The sequence below is a fragment of the Morganella sp. EGD-HP17 genome, from assembly GCF_000512315.2.
GTDB classification, from domain to species: domain Bacteria; phylum Pseudomonadota; class Gammaproteobacteria; order Enterobacterales; family Enterobacteriaceae; genus Morganella; species Morganella morganii.
Map to the genome: position 1 here is coordinate 65,650 of NZ_AZRH01000006.1, position 21,361 is coordinate 87,010.

The 21,361-nt window shown below is 53.5% G+C and carries 15 protein-coding genes; 12 read left to right on the forward strand and 3 right to left on the reverse strand.

Features of this window, described 5'->3' with window-relative positions; all coding sequences use genetic code 11:
* The first annotated feature begins 195 nt into the window (after positions 1-195).
* A complete protein-coding gene (gene purM, locus X965_RS08220) occupies positions 196-1,236 on the forward strand; it encodes a phosphoribosylformylglycinamidine cyclo-ligase (protein WP_015422770.1) in 1,041 nt (346 codons plus the stop codon).
* Positions 1,236-1,868 (forward strand): phosphoribosylglycinamide formyltransferase, encoded by a 633-nt coding sequence (purN, locus tag X965_RS08225; RefSeq protein ID WP_004235252.1) that lies wholly within the window; start codon positions 1,236-1,238, stop codon positions 1,866-1,868. The genes purM and purN overlap by 1 nt, the downstream gene beginning before the upstream one ends.
* 36 nt (positions 1,869-1,904) lie before the next feature.
* On the opposite strand, the gene X965_RS08230 is transcribed toward purN, so the two are convergent.
* Positions 1,905-2,207 (reverse strand): helix-hairpin-helix domain-containing protein, encoded by a 303-nt coding sequence (locus X965_RS08230; RefSeq protein WP_004235250.1) that lies wholly within the window; start codon positions 2,205-2,207, stop codon positions 1,905-1,907.
* Positions 2,208-2,412: 205 nt separating this feature from the next.
* Between X965_RS08230 and speG the strand changes: the two genes are divergently transcribed.
* The 5 genes from speG to X965_RS08255 all read left to right on the forward strand — a co-directional run bounded on the left by speG (position 2,413) and on the right by X965_RS08255 (position 10,225).
* Complete coding sequence (gene speG / locus X965_RS08235; RefSeq protein WP_004235247.1) at positions 2,413-3,003, forward strand: spermidine N1-acetyltransferase; 591 nt, start codon at positions 2,413-2,415, stop codon at positions 3,001-3,003.
* 65 nt (positions 3,004-3,068) lie between these two features.
* Positions 3,069-5,141: a polyphosphate kinase 1 gene (gene ppk1, locus X965_RS08240; protein ID WP_015422771.1), complete on the forward strand. Its 2,073-nt coding sequence runs from the start codon at positions 3,069-3,071 to the stop codon at positions 5,139-5,141.
* Between the two features lie 11 nt (positions 5,142-5,152).
* Positions 5,153-6,685 carry an exopolyphosphatase gene (ppx, locus tag X965_RS08245; RefSeq protein WP_004235245.1) on the forward strand — a complete coding sequence of 511 codons (1,533 nt, stop codon included), beginning with the start codon at positions 5,153-5,155 and terminating at the stop codon, positions 6,683-6,685.
* Between the two features lie 56 nt (positions 6,686-6,741).
* Positions 6,742-8,205, forward strand: coding sequence for a magnesium transporter (gene mgtE, locus X965_RS08250; RefSeq protein WP_004235243.1), 1,464 nt, complete (start codon positions 6,742-6,744; stop codon positions 8,203-8,205).
* Positions 8,206-8,875: 670 nt separating this feature from the next.
* Positions 8,876-10,225: an MFS transporter gene (locus tag X965_RS08255; RefSeq protein WP_004235242.1), complete on the forward strand. Its 1,350-nt coding sequence runs from the start codon at positions 8,876-8,878 to the stop codon at positions 10,223-10,225.
* 62 nt (positions 10,226-10,287) lie between these two features.
* Here X965_RS08255 and X965_RS08260 read toward each other — a convergent pair whose 3' ends face one another.
* Entirely contained in the window at positions 10,288-10,710 is a 423-nt protein-coding gene (locus X965_RS08260) for a DoxX family protein (protein WP_004235241.1), read from the reverse strand.
* A gap of 401 nt (positions 10,711-11,111) precedes the next feature.
* Here X965_RS08260 and phoC point away from each other — a divergent pair, with 401 nt between their 5' ends.
* Positions 11,112-11,861 carry an acid phosphatase PhoC gene (gene phoC / locus X965_RS08265; protein WP_004235240.1) on the forward strand — a complete coding sequence of 250 codons (750 nt, stop codon included), beginning with the start codon at positions 11,112-11,114 and terminating at the stop codon, positions 11,859-11,861.
* A gap of 49 nt (positions 11,862-11,910) precedes the next feature.
* Here phoC and X965_RS08270 read toward each other — a convergent pair whose 3' ends face one another.
* Positions 11,911-12,270, reverse strand: coding sequence for a hypothetical protein (locus X965_RS08270; RefSeq protein ID WP_004239914.1), 360 nt, complete (start codon positions 12,268-12,270; stop codon positions 11,911-11,913).
* Positions 12,271-12,556: 286 nt separating this feature from the next.
* Between X965_RS08270 and X965_RS08275 the strand changes: the two genes are divergently transcribed.
* From X965_RS08275 to baeS, 4 genes are read left to right on the forward strand one after another with little or no spacing between them, the layout of a single operon-like run.
* Complete coding sequence (locus tag X965_RS08275; RefSeq protein ID WP_036417734.1) at positions 12,557-13,774, forward strand: MdtA/MuxA family multidrug efflux RND transporter periplasmic adaptor subunit; 1,218 nt, start codon at positions 12,557-12,559, stop codon at positions 13,772-13,774.
* The gene (locus tag X965_RS08280; protein WP_032098390.1) at positions 13,774-16,914 is read left to right on the forward strand and encodes an MdtB/MuxB family multidrug efflux RND transporter permease subunit; all 3,141 of its coding nucleotides are present in this window, start codon (positions 13,774-13,776) and stop codon (positions 16,912-16,914) included. Before X965_RS08275 ends, X965_RS08280 begins: the two co-directional genes overlap by 1 nt.
* On the forward strand, positions 16,911-20,003 hold the full coding sequence (mdtC, locus tag X965_RS08285; RefSeq protein ID WP_036417736.1) for a multidrug efflux RND transporter permease subunit MdtC: 3,093 nt from the start codon (positions 16,911-16,913) through the stop codon (positions 20,001-20,003). The genes X965_RS08280 and mdtC overlap by 4 nt, the downstream gene beginning before the upstream one ends.
* Positions 20,000-21,361: a two-component system sensor histidine kinase BaeS gene (gene baeS / locus X965_RS08290; RefSeq protein WP_004235234.1), complete on the forward strand. Its 1,362-nt coding sequence runs from the start codon at positions 20,000-20,002 to the stop codon at positions 21,359-21,361. The genes mdtC and baeS overlap by 4 nt, the downstream gene beginning before the upstream one ends.

A 21,361-nucleotide genomic window follows, 5' to 3' on the forward strand; every position in this document is an offset into this window, starting at 1 on the left:
TCTTTCGCAGCGCCACCCCGGATTTGTTGATTATAGTCAATTATCACGCGTTTCATGTTTGTTACATGAATAAGTGTGATCTGACGCATTTTGACAAAAACCGGCGTAAATCCTCTCGCAAACGTTTGCGTGGCCTGTTAGAATAGCCGCGTTTTCGATACACCCACTTACTTGCAATCGCCGTTGGGGGCCGCAGTGACTGACAAAACTTCCCTGAGTTACAAAGATGCCGGTGTTGATATTGATGCCGGTAATGCCTTAGTTTCCCGTATTAAGCATGTTGTCAAAGAGACACGCCGTCCTGAAGTTATGGGCGGGCTGGGTGGTTTCGGTGCGCTGTGTGCGGTACCGCAGAAATATAAAGAACCGGTGCTGGTTTCCGGCACCGACGGCGTCGGCACCAAGCTGCGCCTGGCGATGGATCTGGCGCGTCATGACACTATCGGTATTGACCTCGTCGCCATGTGTGTGAACGACCTGGTGGTCGCCGGTGCTGAGCCCCTCTTCTTCCTCGACTATTACGCGACCGGCAAACTGGATGTCGATACTGCCGCCCGGGTGGTCACCGGTATTGCCGAAGGCTGCAAACAGGCGGGTTGTGCGCTGGTCGGTGGTGAAACCGCTGAGATGCCGGGCATGTATCACGGCGATGATTATGACGTGGCCGGGTTCTGTGTCGGTGTGGCGGAAAAATCAGAAATCATCGACGGCAGCAAAGTCCGCGCCGGTGATGTGCTGATAGCACTGGCCTCCAGCGGCCCGCACTCCAACGGCTATTCTTTGATCCGCAAAATCCTTGAGGTCAGCAAAACTGACCCGGCAGCCACAGAGCTTGACGGCAAATCACTGGCGGATCATCTGCTGGCACCGACAAAAATCTATGTTAAATCTGTGCTGAAACTGATCGAAAACACCGATGTTCACGCCATCGCCCACCTGACCGGCGGCGGTTTCTGGGAAAATATCCCGCGTGTATTACCGGCCTGCACCCAGGCGCGGATTGATGCCTCATCCTGGCAGTGGCCGTCTGTCTTTAACTGGCTGCAAAAAGCCGGGAATGTGGAAGACTATGAAATGTACCGCACCTTCAACTGTGGTGTCGGTATGGTGATTGCGCTGCCGGCAGCGTCTGTGCCTGCCGCCCTCGCCCTGCTGACAGAGGCGGGTGAAAATGCATGGCTGATCGGTGATATCGCGGTCTGCCGTGAAGATGAACCGCAGGTCATCATCCGCTGATGAAAAAACGCCTTGTTGTCCTGATTTCCGGCAGCGGCAGTAATCTGCAGGCGTTGATTGACGCCTGCAATTCAAAAGCTCTCAATGCGGAAATTGTTGCGGTCTTCAGTAATAAAGCGGACGCTTACGGGTTACTCCGCGCACAACAGGCCGGTATTCCCGCACTGGCACTCAGTCCGGCGGAATTCTCTTCACGGGATGATTTTGATGCCGCATTGCAGGCACAGATTGATGAGTATCAACCGGATTTACTGATCCTCGCCGGATATATGCGGATTCTGACACCCGCCTTTGTCCGCCATTACCACGGCAGAATGCTCAATATCCACCCGTCTCTGCTGCCGAAATATCCGGGCCTGCACACGCACCGGAAAGCCCTGGAAAACGGCGATGCCGAACACGGTACCTCTGTACATTTTGTCACGGAAGAGCTGGACGGCGGCCCGGTCATTTTACAGGCACGCATTGCCGTTCTGCCGGATGATACTGAAGACACTCTCACCGCCCGGATACAACAGGAAGAACACCGCATCTATCCGCAGGTGGTTAACTGGTTTGTGCAGGGGCGTCTGGCACTGAAAGAAGACGGGATATATCTGGACGGGAAATTATATTTTCACAATACGCTCTGATTCTCTCCGCCCGGTTTTTCCGGGCGTTTTTCATAACTACCGCAGTTTCGCCATCTCATTAAGATACGCTTTGCGCTGTCCGGTATAATTCCACCACGGCTGTGCCGGTTGTCCTGCAAGAAAATCAGTGACTGACCAGAACACATCAATAACACAGAGATCCTGACGGACGCCGGTTACCGCGCAGAGCATTTCATACATAATCACCGGGTCTGAACCGGTAATATCCTGCGGCGTCTCATACCCCAGCAGACGCAGATCTTCCGCCATCGCCTCGCCGATATTCGGCAGGTCGGTAAGCGTATAAAGACGGGTGCGGCACACTTTTGTCGGGTTCATGGAAATATCCGGTATTTATTAATGATATGCGTACTACCACATACTTTATCATCTGTCTGCTGTGACCGGTACTCAAATAACACGTAATTGCCATAATTTTACACGGTTGTGCCCATCGTGACGCGGAAAAGCGGATCCCCGGATAATTCCGTTTCTGTTATGTGTTACACTGACTGATAAAATACAACCAATATCGAGGTGATTTATGTCCGGTGGTACTGCTGTTCCGCCTGTAAAACTGCGCCCGCTTGAGCGTGAGGATTTAGCTTTTGTTCATCAGATGGATAATAACGCCAGCATTATGCGTTATTGGTTTGAGGAGCCGTATGAAGCCTTTATTGAATTAAGTGATTTATACGATAAGCATATTCACGATCAGTCAGAACGCCGCTTCATTGTGGAAAGCGACGGCACCAAGATCGGGCTGGTGGAACTGGTGGAAATCAATCATGTACACCGCCGCGCTGAATTCCAGATTATTATCGCCCCGTCACATCAGGGTCACGGATTTGCGTCCCGCGCTGCCCGTCTGGCTATGGATTATGCGTTTTCTGTCCTCAATCTGTATAAACTGTATCTGATTGTGGATATCGAAAACGAAAAAGCGATCCACATCTATAAAAAGCTCGGTTTTCATACCGAAGGCCAGTTAATTGATGAGTTTTTCGTCAACGGGGAATACCGCACTGCCATCCGTATGTGTATTTTTCAGCCGGAATATCTGGTCATGAAAAATAAATCTGCGGATGCGGAAAGCTACGTTGAAAAAAATGCCCGCGTAAAGCAGAACCTGTAACGATTTTTTAGTAAACTGTACGCTGTGTTCAACCCTGATTCAGAGTAACCCGCTCCGGAGTAACAATGTCCCAAGATAGGCTCTATATGGAAAAAGAACTCAGTTGGCTGTCGTTCAACGAGCGGGTTCTTCAGGAGGCCGCCGACAAACGCAACCCGCTGATTGAGCGCATGCGTTTTCTGGGCATTTACTCAAATAACCTGGATGAGTTTTATAAAGTCCGCTATGCGGATGTGAAACGCCGCATCCTGATTAATGAGGAACAGCGTGGTTCCGGCGCCAGCGGGCGCCATCTGCTGCGTAAAATTGAAAACAAAGTGGCAAAACAGGATCAGGCATTTGATACCCTGTATAACGACCTGCTGCTGGAAATGGCACGTAACCAGATTTTCCTGATCAACGAACGCCAGATTTCGCCGAAACAGCAAATCTGGCTGCGTCAGTATTTCCGTCAGCATCTGCGCCAGCACATCACGCCGATTATGATCCAGACCAGCACCGATCTGGTCGAATTCCTCAAAGACGATTACACCTATCTGGTGGTGGAGATTGTCAAATCCGGCCGTGAGACCCGCTATGCGCTGCTGGAAATTCCGTCTGATAAAGTGCCGCGTTTTGTTAATCTGCCGACCGAAAACGGCCGCCGCCGCCAGTCGATGATCCTTATCGACAATATTCTGCGCTACTGCCTGGATGAAATCTTCAAGGGCTTCTTCGATTTCGATGCCCTCAATGCCTATTCCATGAAAATGACGCGCGATGCGGAATATGACCTCGCCACCGAAATGGAATCCGGGATGCTGGAGCTGATGTCCTCCACCCTGAAACAGCGTCTGACCGCTGAGCCGGTGCGCTTTGTTTATCAGCGCGATATGCCGGATGAAATGGTGACGCTGCTGCGTGAAAAACTCGGCCTGACCAATGATGATTCCGTCATTGCCGGCGGTCGCTATCATAATTTCAAGGACTTCATCCGCTTCCCGAATGAAGGCAATAAGAATTTATTAAACAAACCGCTGCCGCGTCTGCGTCATGTCTGGTTTGATCATCACCGCAACGGGTTTGATGCTATCCGCGAACGGGATGTGCTGCTCTATTACCCGTATCACACTTTTGAGCATGTGCTGGAACTGCTGCGCCAGGCCTCTTTTGACCCGAGCGTGATTTCCATCAAGATGAATATCTACCGTGTCGCCAAGGACTCCCGCATTATCGATTCCATGATCCACGCGGCACACAACGGTAAAAAAGTCACCGTAGTGGTGGAATTACAGGCACGTTTTGATGAAGAAGCCAATATTCACTGGGCGAGACACCTGACCGCTGCCGGAGTGCATGTTATTTTCTCCGCGCCGGGGCTGAAAATCCACGCCAAACTGTTTATTATCTCGCGGCTGGAAGACGGGGATGTGATCCGCCGTTATGCCCATATCGGTACCGGTAACTTCAACGAAAAAACCGCGCGCATCTACACGGATTACTCGCTGCTGACCGCCAACGAAGAGATCACCAATGAAGTCCGGCGCGTGTTCAACTTTATTGAGAACCCGTACCGGCCGGTTTCCTTTGATAACCTGATGGTGTCGCCACAGAATTCACGGGCAATGCTGAATCAGCTGATTGATGATGAAATAGCCAATGCACTGGCCGGTTATGAAGCCGGAATTACACTGAAAATCAACAACCTGGTGGATAAGCAGCTGAGTGAGCGTCTCTATGATGCCTCAGAAGCCGGGGTGAAAATCCGTCTGCTGGTGCGCGGCATGTGCGCACTGGTGCCGGGACAGGTGCCGTACAGTGAGAATATCCAGGTGACCAGTATCGTTGACCGGTTCCTGGAGCATGACCGGGTGTATGTGTTCACCAACAAAGGGGACGAAAAAGTCTATCTCTCCTCTGCGGACTGGATGACCCGCAATATCGATTACCGGATTGAAGTGGCGGTTCGCCTGCTGGATCCGGTGCTGCGCCGCCGGGTGCTCGATATTCTGGATATTCAGTTCAGTGATAATGAGAAGGCGCGTTATCTCGATAAAGAGATGTCCAACCATTATGTGCCGCGCGGCAACAAGCGGAAAGTCCGCTCGCAGATGGCAGTTTATGACTATATTCGTTCCCTGGAACAACCGGATAATTAAAAGGCCCGTGCATGCCATTATCACTGATCACTGAAAAAGATCGTCCGCTGGAAATTGCAGCCATCGACCTCGGGTCGAACAGCTTTCATATGGTGATTGCCCGTATTGTCAACGGCGCACTCCAGGTTCTCAGCCGCCTGAAACAGCGGGTGTATCTGGCTGAAGGCTTAAATGATCAGAATGAACTGAGCGAAGAAGCCATGGAGCGCGGGTTGGCCTGCCTGGCGCTGTTTGCCGAGCGCCTTCAGGGCTTTCCCGCCGCACAGGTCACGATTGTCGGGACACACAGTCTGCGTGAGGCAGTCAATGCGCACGAGTTTCTCGAACGCGCCGCGTCCGTTATCCCCTATCCGATTGAAATTATTTCCGGTCACGAAGAAGCACGCCTGATTTTTATGGGTGTTGAACACACACAACCGGAAAAAGGCCGCAAACTGGTGATTGATATCGGCGGCGGTTCAACAGAGCTGGTGATCGGCGAACGTTTTGAACCGATTTTAATCGAAAGCCGCCGTATGGGCTGTGTCAGTTTCAGCCGTCAGTTTTTTCCGGACGGTAAAATCACCGAGGCCAACTTTAACCGCGCCAGGCTGATGGCCGTTTCCAAACTGGAAAACCTGGCGATTGCTTTCCGTGTGCAGGGCTGGGATGTATGCCTCGGCGCATCCGGCACCATCAAAGCGGCCTGTGAAATCCTGCGTGAACTGGGGGAGCGGGACGGTATTATCACCCCTGTCCGCCTGGAAATGCTGGTCAAACAAGTGCTGCGTTACAAACGGTTTGATGCCCTGAATTTACCGGGGCTGTCTGACGACCGCAAAAAAGTGTTTGTGCCGGGCCTGGCAATTCTGTGCGGCCTGTTTGACGCGCTGGAAATCACTGAACTGCGCCTGTCTGCCGGCGCCCTGCGTGAAGGGGTGCTGTATGAGATGGAAGGCCGTTTCCGTCATCAGGATATCCGCCAGCGAACCGCACAAAGTCTGGTGGAACACTATAACGTGGATAACGCCCAGGTACTGCGTGTCCTCACCACCATGAAAAACCTGTACCGTCAGTGGGCGGAGCAGAATCCGTCCCTGGTTGATCCGCAGCTGGAAGCCATTCTGGTCTGGGCGGTCTGGCTGCATGAAGTCGGGCTGAGCATCAACCTTTCCGGCCTGCACCGTCATTCGGCCTATATTCTGCAGAACACCAATTTACCGGGATTCACCCAGGAACAGCAACTGCTGCTCGCCACACTGGTGCGTTACCACCGCAAAGCGGTAAAAAGTGACGATATCCCGAAATTCACACTGTTTAAACGTAAACAGGTCATCCCCCTGATACAGATCCTGCGCCTCGCGGTCTTACTGAATAATCAGCGCCAGTCCACCACCAAACGCTCCTCACTGCGTCTGGAGACCAATGAAGGACACTGGACCCTGTTTTTTCCGCGCCGCTATCTGACTATCAACACATTAATGCAGCTTGATCTGGAAAAAGAGCAGGCTTACTGGGATGATGTGCCCGGCTGGCACCTCGGTATAAAAGAAGAAGACGTCTGACAGAGAATCCCCGGCCGGTCTTATTTGTTTAAAAGTTTTATGTGTAAAGGAAAATCATGTCTGAACACAGTTTCTCCATTGATAACTCATCACCGGTCAATCCGCACTCCCAGCGGCTGGCCCACATTCGTCAGCAGGTTTTGCCTCTTTTCCTCAACGACTCACAGTTTGTGGAAACCATTCTGGGCACCGCCGATGAACATGCCAGGCTCAGTGATGATGAACTGCATTCAAAATCGAAGTTAGTCAAAAATCTGCTGACTGACCTCCACGCCGCTGACCTTGCGGATATGCTGGAAGCCCTGCCCTATGATGAGCGTCTCGCGCTCTGGCATCTGATTGATAACCACCAGCGCGGGGAAGTGCTGGTGGAAGCCTCTGTGTCCGTGTGGGACAGTCTGATTAAAGATATGTCAGACAAAGAGCTGCTGCGTGCCGTTGCCACCCTGCATGTGGATGAGCAGGCGTATATCGCCGAGCACCTGCCGCGCGATACCATGCGCCGCCTGCTGACCTATCTGGAACCAAGTCTGCGTAACCGCATCCGCACCGTTCTTCAGTACCCGGCGGACAGTATCGGGCAGATGATGGACTTTGAGTTTGTCACCGTGCGCGGCAATGTTCCGCTGAAAACGGTTCAGCGTTTTCTGCGCTACCGCAGCAATATCCCGGAAGCCACCGATAAAATCTTTGTTATTGACAGCAATAATATTTTGCAGGGCGAACTGCCGCTGACCACCATTCTCACCCAGTCGCCGGACAAACTGGTCTCTGATGTGATGAAAACCGAGCCGGTCACCTTCCTGCCGGATGAAAAAGGCGAAGATGCTTCCGGTGCATTCGAACGTTATGACTTAATTTCCGCCGCGGTTGTGGACAATAACGGGCGGCTGCTCGGACGGCTCACCGTTGAGGATATCGTTGATAACCTGAATGAAGAAAGTGAAGAAAACATCCGTCGTATGGGGGGCTTAAGTCCGGAAGAGGATGTGTTTGCCCCGGTCGGCCAGGCGGTGAAAAACCGCTGGGCGTGGCTGGCGATTAACCTCTGTACCGCGTTTGTGGCTTCCCGCGTGATTGGTGTGTTTGAGCATACCATTTCCCAGCTGGTTGCACTCGCGACCCTGATGCCGATTGTTGCCGGTATCGGCGGTAATACCGGTAACCAGACCATCACCATGATTGTCCGCGCTCTGGCGCTTCACCAGATCCAGAAAGGCAGTTTTTCCTTCCTGCTGCTGCGTGAGCTGGGCGTTGCCTTTATCAACGGCGTGGTCTGGGGCGGGATTATGGGGGTCGTTACGTACCTGCTCTACGGCGATATCGCTATGGGTGCGGTAATGACGCTGGCTATGGTGCTTAACCTGCTGATGGCCGCCATCATGGGTGTGCTTATCCCGCTGACGATGATGAAACTCGGACGCGATCCGGCACTCGGCTCCAGTGTGATGATCACCGCCATCACCGATACCGGCGGATTTTTCATCTTTTTAGGTCTCGCCACCCTGTTCCTGGTCTGATTTTTGCTCAGATAGTCCTCTGCGGCCACGGAAAGAGAAGTTTTACTTCTGCTCTCCGTGGCCGTTTTTGTCTCTTTTGGCTGAGTTTCAGCCCTCTTGTTATCACCCCGCCACAGAGTATTATGATGCCGGACTGACAATATCCGGTGAATATGATCACTTCTGTACTGCTGCTCTGAAATAATCATCATGCCCTTCACACTTATTTATATTTATTTACCGCTGTTCATTCGTGAGTATATTGATAAGCCTTATTCATATAATGCTATTAATCGTATTTTATAAACCCGTATTACTGGTAAATAATAATAAGGGCTGAACCTTTAATTATTCCGCTAATTATCTGTTCCGGTTTTCATAATATGCTGTCATTCCGGATTCCTTAACGTTATTATCCGTGACGCAAATCATATTTAGTTCAATAATCCATCTTATGGCATACAGCAAGAATGTTCATCTTGTTTTGGCTGATGCTGTTTACAATATACGGAACTTCTTGCTATAACAAAGCATACCCTCCGGTAACAGACAATTCCCGTTTTTTATTTCCGGTTATCCCTGTGATAACTGGGATGCTGTTGCCGCCACCTCTCTTTTGGGAAACACAAATGAGAAAAAAAATGACACGACCCCCGTCATTGAATAAATGAGTAAATAAAAGGACATAATTATGACAACCGATACATCGCCATTAAGTCAGCCTCAGGCAAGGCCATTAAATAAAAACGATTATAAAACACTGGGATTATCCTCCCTCGGCGGCACGCTTGAATTCTATGATTTTGTCATATTTGTCTTTTTTACCGGAACACTAACCCACCTGTTTTTCCCGGGTGATAACGAGTTTATCGCCCAAATGAAAACGCTGGGAATTTTCGCCGCCGGTTACCTGGCGCGCCCGCTCGGCGGGATCATTATGGCGCATTTCGGCGATATTATCGGCCGCAAGCGCATGTTTACCCTGAGTATCTTCCTGATGGCGGTGCCGACACTGGTTATCGGTATGCTGCCGACCTATGAAAGTATCGGTGTGGCAGCACCTGTCCTGTTACTGCTGATGCGGATTTTACAGGGTGCGGCTATCGGCGGTGAAATGCCCGGCGCATGGGTATTTATCGCGGAGCACACACCGCAACAGCGCTACGGGCTGGGTGTCGGTACGCTGACCTCCGGGATCACCGGCGGTATTTTGCTCGGCTCGCTGGTCGCTATCGCCGTTCAGGCTTCTTATACTGCGGCGGAAGTGACTGCATGGGCATGGCGTATTCCGTTTATCCTCGGTGGTGTGTTCGGCCTGATTTCGGTGTATCTGCGCCGCTTTTTGCAGGAAACCCCGATCTTTAAAGAGATGGCGGCCAAACGGACATTATCCGAAGAGATGCCGGTGAAAACGGTTCTGAAAAACCATAAAATGGCCTGTTTTGTCACCGCCGGGCTGACCTGGTCATTATCCACCGCTATCGTGGTGATCATCCTGATGACCCCGTCCGTTGTGGTTGAAAAGATGTACGGCATTGATCGCACATTGTCATTACAGGCAAACTGCGTGGCCACACTGACCTTAACCCTCGGCTGTATTTTCTGGGGCTGGCTGGAAGATAAGATCGGCAGCCGTGTGACACTGGCATTGTCCTGGGGCGGATTAGCGATCACCGCATTCCACTTCTACAGTGCACTGTCACCGGATATTGCGGCGGCTTCGCTGGTGATTAACTATGCGGTGATGGGCTTTTTTGTCGGTGCGATTGCCACCACACCAATCATCAGTACGCGGGCATTTCCGCCGGCAATCCGTTTCTCTGGTTTGTCTTTTGCCTACAACATGGCTTACGCGGTATTCGGCGGCTTAACGCCGATGCTGACCGGTGCCTGGTTACAGAAAAGTGCAATGGCACCGGCGTATTATGTGGCAGGCGTGTCCGTACTGGCGATTATCATCGGTTTCTTACCGCTGGCACACAAAGGCTGGACAGCGCGTAAAGCACAGAATGTGAAAACTGTCGCAGCACAACAGTCTTAACGAAACAGGTAAAACAGCAAGGGCGGATGATTATCCGCCCTTTTTCTTTTCCGTCTTCCGAATCAGCGCCAGGCAGGGTTTTTCATTACCGAATATTTACCCGGGCCGATAAAGGCCAGTGCAATACCGCTGATAAAGAAATACATCAGGCTTTCAATCGCCCACGCCCCTGTCGGATCCAGCATAAAGGTTTTATTTACCCCGATCATCAGCCAGGCAACGACCATGGTAAAAGACACCAGCAATGCGGACGGACGGGTCAGAATGCCGAGGATAATAAAGACCGGCGCGACAATTTCCCCGAAATAGGTACCGTAAGCAATAAACTCCGGTAACCCGAAAGAGGCCAGCAGCCCTTTTATCCCCGCCGCACCGGTGAGTAATTTACCGATACCATGAAACAACATTAATCCGCCGACCGCCAGCCGCAGTAATAATTTCCCTGCATCGTCGTGTGATAACAGCCTGTTGATTAGACCTGTCATAATATACCCCTGTTGAATGAGAATCTTACTCATTGTGAGTATACGCAGTGATACGCAAAGCGGTAGCGGCAACATTCAGTGACAGTGAATTCCGGAAAATTTCATTCATTTTAATTGTTAAGAATATGCTGGCAAAAACAAAACCCAATGCTTTATATTTTCTTATAATATCTGTGTGTTATCTTTTTCAATACTATCGGTCAGGTCTTATTTATCCGTTCGTTAACAAAAGCCATGCTGTTTCTGTCAAATTATCTGAAAATCATCATCAAAAATACTTACCTGTCTTCCGTCTGTTTCGTCACACTTTTTTGAAAGAGTTAACATCAATTTGCATCTCTCCGCCCTACACTGGCAAACAGGTTTCTGAGTAATACTGTTGTATCTGATAAGGAGATGTCATGAAGAAGAATATTATCGCCGGTTGTCTGTTCTCACTGTTTTCCCTTTCCGCACTGGCCGCGATCCCGGCAGGCAACGATGCCACCACCAAGCCGGATTTATATTATCTGAAAAATGAACAGGCTATCGACAGCCTGAAACTGTTACCGCCACCGCCGGAAGTCGGCAGTATTCAGTTTTTAAATGATCAGGCAATGTATGAGAAAGGCCGTATGCTGCGCAATACCGAGCGCGGAAAACAGGCACAGGCAGATGCTGACCTGGCCGCAGGGGGGGTGGCAACCGCATTTTCAGGGGCATTCGGCTATCCGATAACCGAAAAAGACTCTCCGGAGCTGTATAAACTGCTGACCAACATGATTGAGGATGCCGGTGATCTGGCCACCCGCTCCGCTAAAGAACATTACATGCGCATCCGGCCGTTTGCGTTTTACGGCACAGAAACCTGTAATACCAAAGATCAGAAAAAACTCTCCACCAACGGATCTTACCCGTCCGGTCATACGTCTATCGGCTGGGCAACGGCATTAGTGCTGGCGGAAGTGAACCCGGCAAATCAGGATGCGATTCTGGAACGGGGTTATCAGCTCGGTCAGAGCCGGGTGATTTGCGGCTATCACTGGCAGAGTGATGTGGATGCCGCGCGGATTGTCGGTTCAGCCGCTGTCGCGACATTACATTCCGATCCGGCATTTCAGGCGCAGTTAGCGAAAGCCAAACAGGAATTTGCGCAAAAATCACAGAAATAAGCAGTGATATCTGGTCAGGGCAGTGCAATATCTGCCCTGAAATCCCTGTTTATTCCCACATCCAGCGGTCTTCCCGATCCCAGCCTTTTGTTTTCATGCAGTTGTAGAAATAGCGGTTGCGGCTGTCTTCATTCACATCCATCACATAACTTTCCGTTACCGGTGTCTGCTCTTTGTAGGTTTTGCTGTTACCGCAGTCATCGTCTTTTTTGCAGCGTTTCTCCACATCCCGCATCACACTGCGCTGGGCAACTTCATTTTTGACCGGATAAAGCTTATGTGATTCCGGTTCACAGAAAGCATTTGCCTCTGCCCGTGTGTATTCAGAGCCGCCCGGAACTTCCACCCAGACAGAAGAACAACCGGACAGCAGCAGTGCAGAGACAAGAATAAGTCTGTTTTTCATCATTATAGTGTGTATTATCAGCTTGTTAAGAATGCGTAATATTACTGCACATCATAAACTGAGTAAACCGCACCGGTAATATTTCCTTAAGGGATGATAAAGTGGCTGACATAAAGGCAGACTCCGCTGAAACCACGTATATTTACCTGTATCAACGTTATTTTCACAATTCTTCCATTTTTACGATCAGATTTACCGGTACACTATCCCCATCATATTTCAGGCTGTTTTGTGCCCTTACGCGTACCCCGGCAGTACCGGGTAAAAAGGAATGATGAGTAATCCCATAATGAATAATGTACAAAAGAGAAAGAAACGCACAGGCATTACGATTGCCGTTCTCCTTCTGGGCGCAGCCGGTTACGGCACCTATCATTACTTTCACTCTGCGGCACCAGCCACCCCGCCTGCTGCCGGAAAGCCGGGAGCTTCCGCAGGCAAAAACAGCAACCGTCCGGGCCGCCTGCCGCTGGCACCGGTGCAGGTAGCCAAAGCCGTTTCGGAGACCATTCCCCGTACCTTGTCAGCTCTCGGTACTGTGCAGGCTGCAAATTCTGTGACGGTGACCAGCCGCGTGGAAGGGCAACTGATGCAAATCCATTTTGAGGAAGGTCAGAAAGTGAATGCCGGTGATTTGCTGTTCACTATCGACCCGCGTCCGTTTGAGATCCAACTGGCCCAGGCTCAGGGACAGCTCGCCAAAGATCAGGCTACGCTCGCCAATGCCCGCCGTGACCTGAGCCGCTATCAGAAACTCGCGGCCACTAATGTGATTTCGCAACAGGAGCTGGATACCCAGCAGGCAACCGTCAAATCGGCGGAAGCCGGTATTAAGGTGGATCAGGCCGCTATCGACAGCGCGAAACTGCAACTGACCTACAGCCGCATCACCGCGCCTATCAGCGGAAAAATGGGTCTGCGTCAGGTGGATACCGGCAACTTTATTACCGCCGGAACTGCCATGCCGCTGGTGGTGATCAACCAGACCGCACCTGCCGATGTACTGTTTACCGTTCCGGAAAATGATATTCCGCTGATCCGCATGGCGCAGCGCACTATGCCCGAACTCACGGTCACCGCGCTGAGCAAAGATAACAGCATCCGCCTGGCTCAGGGCAAACTGCTGACCCTGGATAACCAGATAGATGCCGCCACCGGCACAGTAAAAGCCAAAGCACGGTTTACCAATGATGATGACCTGCTGTTCCCGAACCAGTTTGTCAATGTGCTGCTGCAGGTCGGCCAGCTGGAGAATGCGGTGGTGATCCCGAATGCTGCACTGCAGATGGGAACGGAAGGCAATTATGTCTGGCTGCTGGAAGCCGAAAATAAAGTCCGCAAACAGATTGTGGATGTGGAATTACAGACCCCGGAACGCGTGGTGATCAAAAGCGGCGTCAGCGCCGGTGATACCCTGGTGACAGACGGAATCGACCGTCTGACTGACGGCGCGCAGGTGGAAGTGGTGTCCGGTGAGAAAAAAGCCGCAGCCGGAGATAAGGCCTGATGTCCGGAAACAATCCTGAAACCCGTGCCGGCGGCCCGTCCCGCCTGTTTATTCTGCGTCCGGTCGCCACCAGCCTGTTTATGCTGGCGATCCTGCTGGCGGGGATTGTCGGCTACCGTATGCTGCCGGTTTCATCGCTGCCGGAAGTGGATTACCCGACTATCCGCGTGGTGACACTCTATCCCGGTGCCAGTCCGGATGTGATGACCTCCGCCGTGACCGCGCCGCTGGAGCGCCAGTTCGGGCAGATGTCCGGACTGAAACAGATGTCGTCGCAAAGCTCGGGCGGCGCCTCTGTTATTACCCTGATGTTCCAGCTCTCCCTGCCGCTTGATGTGGCGGTGCAGGAAGTGCAGGCATCCATCAACGCGGCAACCAATCTGCTGCCGAATGATCTGCCTTATCCGCCGATTTACAGCAAAGTGAACCCGGCGGATCCGCCGGTACTGACCCTTGCCGTTACTTCCGATGCCATGCCGATGACGCGGTTACAGGATATGGTGGAGAACCGCATCGCCCAAAAAATCTCCCAGGTGGAAGGGGTCGGGCTGGTAACACTCGCGGGCGGCCAGCGCCCTGCCGTGCGGGTGCAGTTAAATGCCAATGCTGTCGCCGCTTACGGGCTGGACAGCGAAACTATCCGCACCGCAATTAACAACGCCAACGTCAACTCCGCCAAAGGGAGCCTCGACGGCCCGGCGCGTTCGGTAACGCTGTCCGCTAACGACCAGATGAAATCGGCGGAAGATTATCAGAACCTGATTGTCAGCTACAAAAACAATGCCCCGATCCGTTTGCGGGATGTGGCAACCGTACAGGAAGGACCGGAAAACACTCAGCTGGGTGCCTGGGTTAATGATAAACAGGCCATTGTCATTAATGTGCAGCGCCAGCCCGGCGCAAACGTGATTTCCACCACCGATACCATCCGTGCTCTGATCCCGGAGCTGGTGGAAACCCTGCCGGAATCCGTCACCGTAACGGTTCTGACTGACCGGACAGATGCTATCCGCGCCTCGGTCAAAGATGTGCAGTTTGAACTGTTCCTGGCGATTGCGCTGGTGATCATGGTGATGTATCTGTTCCTGCGCAATATGGCCGCGACCCTGATCCCGGGAGTGGCAGTACCGCTCTCGCTGGTCGGTACGTTCGCGGTGATGTATTTCTGCGGCTTTTCCGTCAATAACCTGACACTGATGGCACTGACTATCGCCACCGGGTTTGTGGTGGATGATGCAATTGTGGTGGTGGAAAACATCGCCCGCTATCTGGAAAAAGGCGACAAGCCGCTGACCGCTGCCCTGAAAGGTGCCGGTGAGATTGGCTTTACCATTATCTCACTGACCTTCTCGCTGATTGCCGTATTAATCCCTCTGTTATTTATGGGGGATATCGTCGGCCGCCTGTTCCGTGAGTTTGCCATCACCCTTGCGGTGGCGATCCTGATTTCCGGTGTGGTGTCACTGACACTGACACCGATGATGTGCGCCCGGTTCCTGAAACCTGAATCCGCTCACCGTCATAACCGCTTTAACCGCGCCACTGAACGCTTTTTTGAGCGGGTGATTGCCGGTTACGGCCGCTGGCTGACATGGGTGCTGCGCCATCAGTGGCTGACACTCGGGGTTGCGTTCAGTACCATGGCGATCACCGTCATGCTCTATCTGTTTATTCCGAAAGGCTTTTTCCCGATCCAGGATAACGGACTGATTCAGGGCACGCTGGAAGCGCCGCAGTCTGTGTCGTTTCAGGCCATGAGTGAGAAACAGCAGGCGGTCAGCCGTCTGCTGGCGGATGACCCCGCGGTCGCCAATATCGCCGCCTTTGCCGGTATCGACGGCAGCAATGCCACACTGAACACCGGACGCCTGCAAATCACCCTGAAACCGCTGTCTGAGCGGGCTGACCGCGCGGAAGCTATCATCACGCGGTTACAGGAGAAAGCTGATTCCCTGCCCGGCGTGAAACTGTATCTCCAGCCGTCTCAGGATCTGACTATCGATACCCAGACCTCCCGCACGCAGTATCAGTTTACCTTACAGGCGAATTCCCTGGAGGAGCTGGATCTGTGGGTGCCGCGTCTGATGACAGAATTAGAGAGCAGTGATGCCCTGACTGACACCGGCAATGACTGGCAGAACAAAGGACTGGTTGCCTATATCGATATTGACCGTGACACCGCGTCACGGCTGGGGCTGACCATGACCAATATTGATAACGCGCTGTACAATGCGTTCGGTCAGCGGCTGATCTCCACGATTTATACCCAGGCCAGTCAGTACCGCGTGGTGCTGGAAAATAACACCGCGCTGACACCGGGCGCAGATGCCCTCAGCAGCATCCGCCTGACCAATAAAGACGGCAACTCCGTGCCGTTGTCAGCCTTTGCCACTGTCTCGCAGCGCTTCGGGCCGCTGGCGATCAATCATCTGGCTCAGTTCCCGTCCGCCACCTTCTCCTTTAATATCCCGGCGGGCGGTTCACTGGAAGCGGCTGTGAATGCGGTGAAATCAGCGGAGCAGCGTATCGGCCTGCCGAAAGATATCACCACACAATTCCAGGGGGCGACCCTCGCCTTTGAAAATGCCCTGTCCAATACCTTGTGGCTGATCCTTGCCGCTGTCGTGGCAATGTATATTGTGCTCGGCATTCTGTATGAGAGTTTTATTCACCCGATTACTATCCTCTCCACCCTGCCCACCGCCGGGGTCGGTGCCCTGCTGGCACTGATTATGGCGGGTAATGAGCTGGATGTGATCGCGATTATCGGTATTATTCTGCTGATCGGGATTGTGAAGAAAAACGCCATTATGATGATTGACTTCGCCCTTGCGGCAGAGCGCGAACAGGGGCTGTCACCGTATGATGCGATTTATCAGGCATGTCTTCTGCGTTTCCGCCCGATCCTGATGACCACCATGGCCGCGCTGTTCGGTGCAGTACCGCTGATGCTCAGTACCGGGGTCGGTGCCGAGCTGCGTCAGCCGCTGGGGGTCTGTATGGTCGGCGGGCTGATTATGAGCCAGATCCTGACCCTCTTTACCACCCCGGTGATTTACCTGCTGTTTGACCGCCTGTCTCACTGGCGCGATAACGCCCGGTTTACCCCGGAAAGTGACAACACGGGAGCCTCATCATGAGGCTGTTCGCCCTGTTTATCGCCCGTCCGGTAGCCACGACGCTGATAAGCCTCGCCATCACTCTGTGCGGGGCGATCAGCTTCCTGTTCCTGCCGGTGGCACCGTTGCCGCAGGTGGATTATCCGGTGATTAATATCACGGCATCACTGCCGGGTGCCTCGCCGGAAACGATGGCATCGTCTGTCGCCACACCGCTGGAACGCTCGCTCGGGCAGATAGCCGGGGTATCGGAAATGACCTCCTCCAGTTCCCTCGGCAGTACCAGTATTACCCTGGAATTTGAGCTTAACCGCGACATCAACGGCGCCGCCCGCGATGTGCAGGCGGCTCTCAATGCCGCGCAGAACCTGCTGCCGTCCGGGATGCCGTCGCGGCCGCGTTACTATAAATCCAACCCGTCCGATGCGCCGATTATGATACTGACGCTGACATCGGACACCCTCGATACCGGCAAACTCTATGATATCGCCTCCACCCGGCTGGCACAGCGCCTGTCACAGATTGAGGGCGTGAGTGAGGTTTCGGTCGGCGGCGGCTCGCTGCCTGCCGTGCGGGTGGAGCTTAATCCGTCACAGCTGTTTAACCAGGGGGTTTCCCTCGACAGTGTGCGCAAAGCAATCAGCGATGCCAATGTGCTGCGTCCGCAGGGCTCGGTATCTGACAATGAACGCCGCTGGCAGATTGACAGTAACAGTGAACTGAAAACGGCGGAGGATTATCGTCCGCTGATTGTGCATTACAATGACGGCGCGGCGGTACGGCTGGCCGATGTCGCCACCGTGAAAGACTCGGTACAAAACGTCCGCGCCGCCGGGATGAGCAACGGCAAGCCCGCTATCTTGCTGGTGATCCGCCGTGAAGCCGGTGCCAATATTATCGCCACCGTGGCCCGTATCCGCGAACAACTGCCGGTATTGCAGGATACCATTCCCGCCAGTGTGGATCTGCAGGTTGCCCAGGATCGCACACCCACCATCCGCGCCTCACTGACCGAAGTGGAACGCGCACTGACCATTGCGGTGGGGCTGGTGATCCTGGTGGTGTTCCTGTTTCTGCGTTCCGGACGCGCCACTATTATCCCGGCGCTGGCCGTGCCGGTTTCTCTTATCGGCACCTTTAGTGCCATGTATCTGTGCGGGTTCAGCCTCAATAACCTGTCACTGATGGCCCTGACCGTCGCTACCGGCTTTGTGGTGGATGATGCGATTGTGGTGCTGGAGAATATCGCCCGTCATATTGAAAACGGCCTGAAACCGAAAGAAGCGGCGCTCAAGGGGGTCAGCGAAGTCGGGTTTACCGTGCTTTCCATGAGTATCTCGCTGGTGGCGGTGTTTATTCCGCTGCTGCTGATGGATGGCCTCGTCGGGCGGCTGTTCCGCGAATTTGCCATCACCCTGACCACCGCCATTGCTATCTCACTGGTGATCTCGCTGACACTCACCCCGATGCTTTGTGCTCATCTGCTGAAAAACCGCGCAGCACCGGCACGGGAGCGTAAACGTGGTGCAGGCCGGATCCTGTTCCGCATCCAGCAATGGTACGGGCGCAGCCTGACCGTGGTGCTGGCACACAGCCGCTGGGTGCTGCTGATTTTCACCGGCACCATTGCTCTCGCGGTCTGGCTTTATATTTCTGTGCCGAAAACCTTTTTCCCGGATCAGGATACCGGGCGGCTGCTGGGCTTTGTCCGCGCTGATCAGAGCATTTCGTTCCAGTCGATGGAGCAGAAAATGCGCACCTTTATGCAGCGCATTCACAGTGATAAAGATGTCGCCAGTGTCACCGGTTTTACCGGCGGCGGACGGGTGAACAGCGGATTTATGTTTATCTCGCTCAATCCGCTGGATGAGCGGACAGACAGCGCCCAGGATGTCATTAACAGGCTGCGCGTCACTCTCGCGGATGAACCGGGTGCCAATCTGTTTCTGATCCCGGTGCAGGATGTGCGCGTGGGTGGCCGAGAGTCTAACTCCAGTTATCAGTACTCCCTGCTGGCGGATGATTTATCCCTGCTGCGTGAATGGGAGCCGAAAATCCGCAAGGCGCTCGGCGAACTGCCGCAGCTGACCGATGTAAACTCAGATAAAGAAGATAAAGGCGCGGAGATGGCGCTGACCTATGACCGTGATGTGATGGCGCAGCTCGGCATCAGTGTTAATGATGCCAATAACCTGCTGAATAACGCCTTCGGTCAGCGGCAGATCTCCACCATTTATGAGCCGCTGAACCAGTATAAAGTGGTGATGGAAGTCGCGCCGCAATATACCCAGGATGTCAGCGCGCTGGATAAAATGTTTGTCATCAATAAAGAGGGACAACCGGTTCCGCTGGCGTATTTCGCACAATGGCGTCCGGCGAATGCGCCGCTGAGTGTTAACCATCAGGGATTGTCAGCGGCCTCGACGATCGGCTTTAACGTGGCGGAAGGCTATTCCCTGTCAGACGCAGTGGCGGCGGTCGAACGCACTATGGTGGAGCTGGGTGTGCCGTCCGGGGTGCGCGGTACCTTTGCCGGAACCGCGCAGCTGTTCCAGGAGACATTACAGTCCCAGGTGCTGCTGATTATCGCCGCCATTATCACGGTGTATCTGGTGCTCGGCATGCTGTATGAGAGCTTTATTCATCCGCTGACCATCTTATCCACCCTGCCCTCAGCGGGGGTCGGCGCATTGCTGGCGCTGCGCTTCTTTGACACGCCGTTCAGTCTGATCGCCCTGATAGGAATTATGCTGCTGATAGGGATCGTGAAGAAAAACGCCATTATTATGGTGGACTTCGCCATTGCCGCCCAGCGCGGCGGGCAAAGTGCGCGGGATGCGATTTTCCAGGCCTGCCTTCTGCGCTTCCGTCCGATCCTGATGACCACGCTGGCCGCCCTGTTCGGTGCGCTGCCGCTGGCGCTCGGCAGCGGAGACGGTGCGGAACTGCGCCAGCCGCTCGGGATAACCGTGGTCGGCGGGTTGCTGGTCAGTCAGATCCTGACACTCTATACCACGCCGGTGATTTACCTGTTCTTTGACCGGCTGCGCCGCAAAAAAACCGGAGAATCCGCCGGGCAATCCGTTATCAGTACGGAGGGAAATGCATGAAAACCGGAATAGGTCACAAACTGTTTCTCGCCATTTTTGCCACCTGTATGCTGGTGGTGCTGACCATGCATCTGGCTATCCGTTTCAGTTTTGAGCAGGGCTTTCTCGGCTATCTTCAGCGCTCCGCCGAAGACCGGACGGAGATGATCGCCGATGTTGTCGCTGAACAATATGCCGATTACGGCAGCTGGTATTTTCTGCGCAATAATCAGCGCGGTTTTATGCAGGCACTGCGGGCGCTGGATACCGACCGCCATATGGAGCATATGGAGCGCGGCTGGAAAATGCGTTTCTGGCTGCTGGATGAGGATGACCGCCGCCTGTTCGGGCACGGCCCGGTCCCCCCCGGCGAACTCTACCGCAAACCGGTAAAATACAATGATAATATCGTCGGCTGGGTGGTGATGCCGGCGGATGACAATATCAACCGTGCCGCCGACCAGAGCTTTTCACATCAGCAGGCACGCACCAGCTGGATAGTCTCGGCGCTGGTGCTGCTGGTGACTCTGGTAGTCACCTGGCTGCTGACGCGCGGCTTCCTGCGTCCGGTCAAACGGCTGGCAGAAGGCACACATCAGCTGGCAGCGGGTAATTTCAGCAGCCGCGTGCCGGTTCACGGCAAAGATGAAATCGCGCAGCTGGCCAATGACTTTAATCAGCTCGCTTCCGCGCTGGAGAAAAATGAGCTGATGCGCCGCGACTATATGGCGGATGTCTCACACGAACTGCGTACTCCGCTGGCGGTGTTACAGGGTGAACTGGAAGCTCTTCAGGACGGGATCCGCCAGCCGACACCGGAAACCCTGGCGTCTCTGCTTGCTGAAGTGCAGACCCTGACAAAACTGGTCAGTGACCTGCATCAGCTGTCACTATCCGATCGCGGCTCACTCTCTTACCGCAAAGAGTTATGCAACCTGACCGATGTGATCAGCCGGTCTATCGGCGTATTCCGCCACCGGTTGCAGGAAAAAGGTCTCTCCGTCACAACGGAGCTGCCGGATACCCTGATGATTTTCGGGGATGATGCGCGGCTCGGCCAGCTGTTCCATAATCTTCTGGAAAACAGCCTGCGTTACACCGACAGCGGCGGACAGATTGTGGTACGCGGGCGGCAGGATGAAACACAGATCCGCATCGACTGGTCAGACAGTGCACCGGGGCTGACTGAAGAACAATTTTCACAGATTTTTGAGCGTTTCTACCGCAGCGAATCCTCCCGCAACCGGGCCAGCGGCGGATCCGGACTCGGCCTTGCGATTTGTGATAAAATCGCGGAAGCGCATCACGGGCAGATAAGTGCATCCGCGTCCCCGCTCGGCGGCGTGACCATCACTCTGATCCTGCCCCGCCCTGACTGA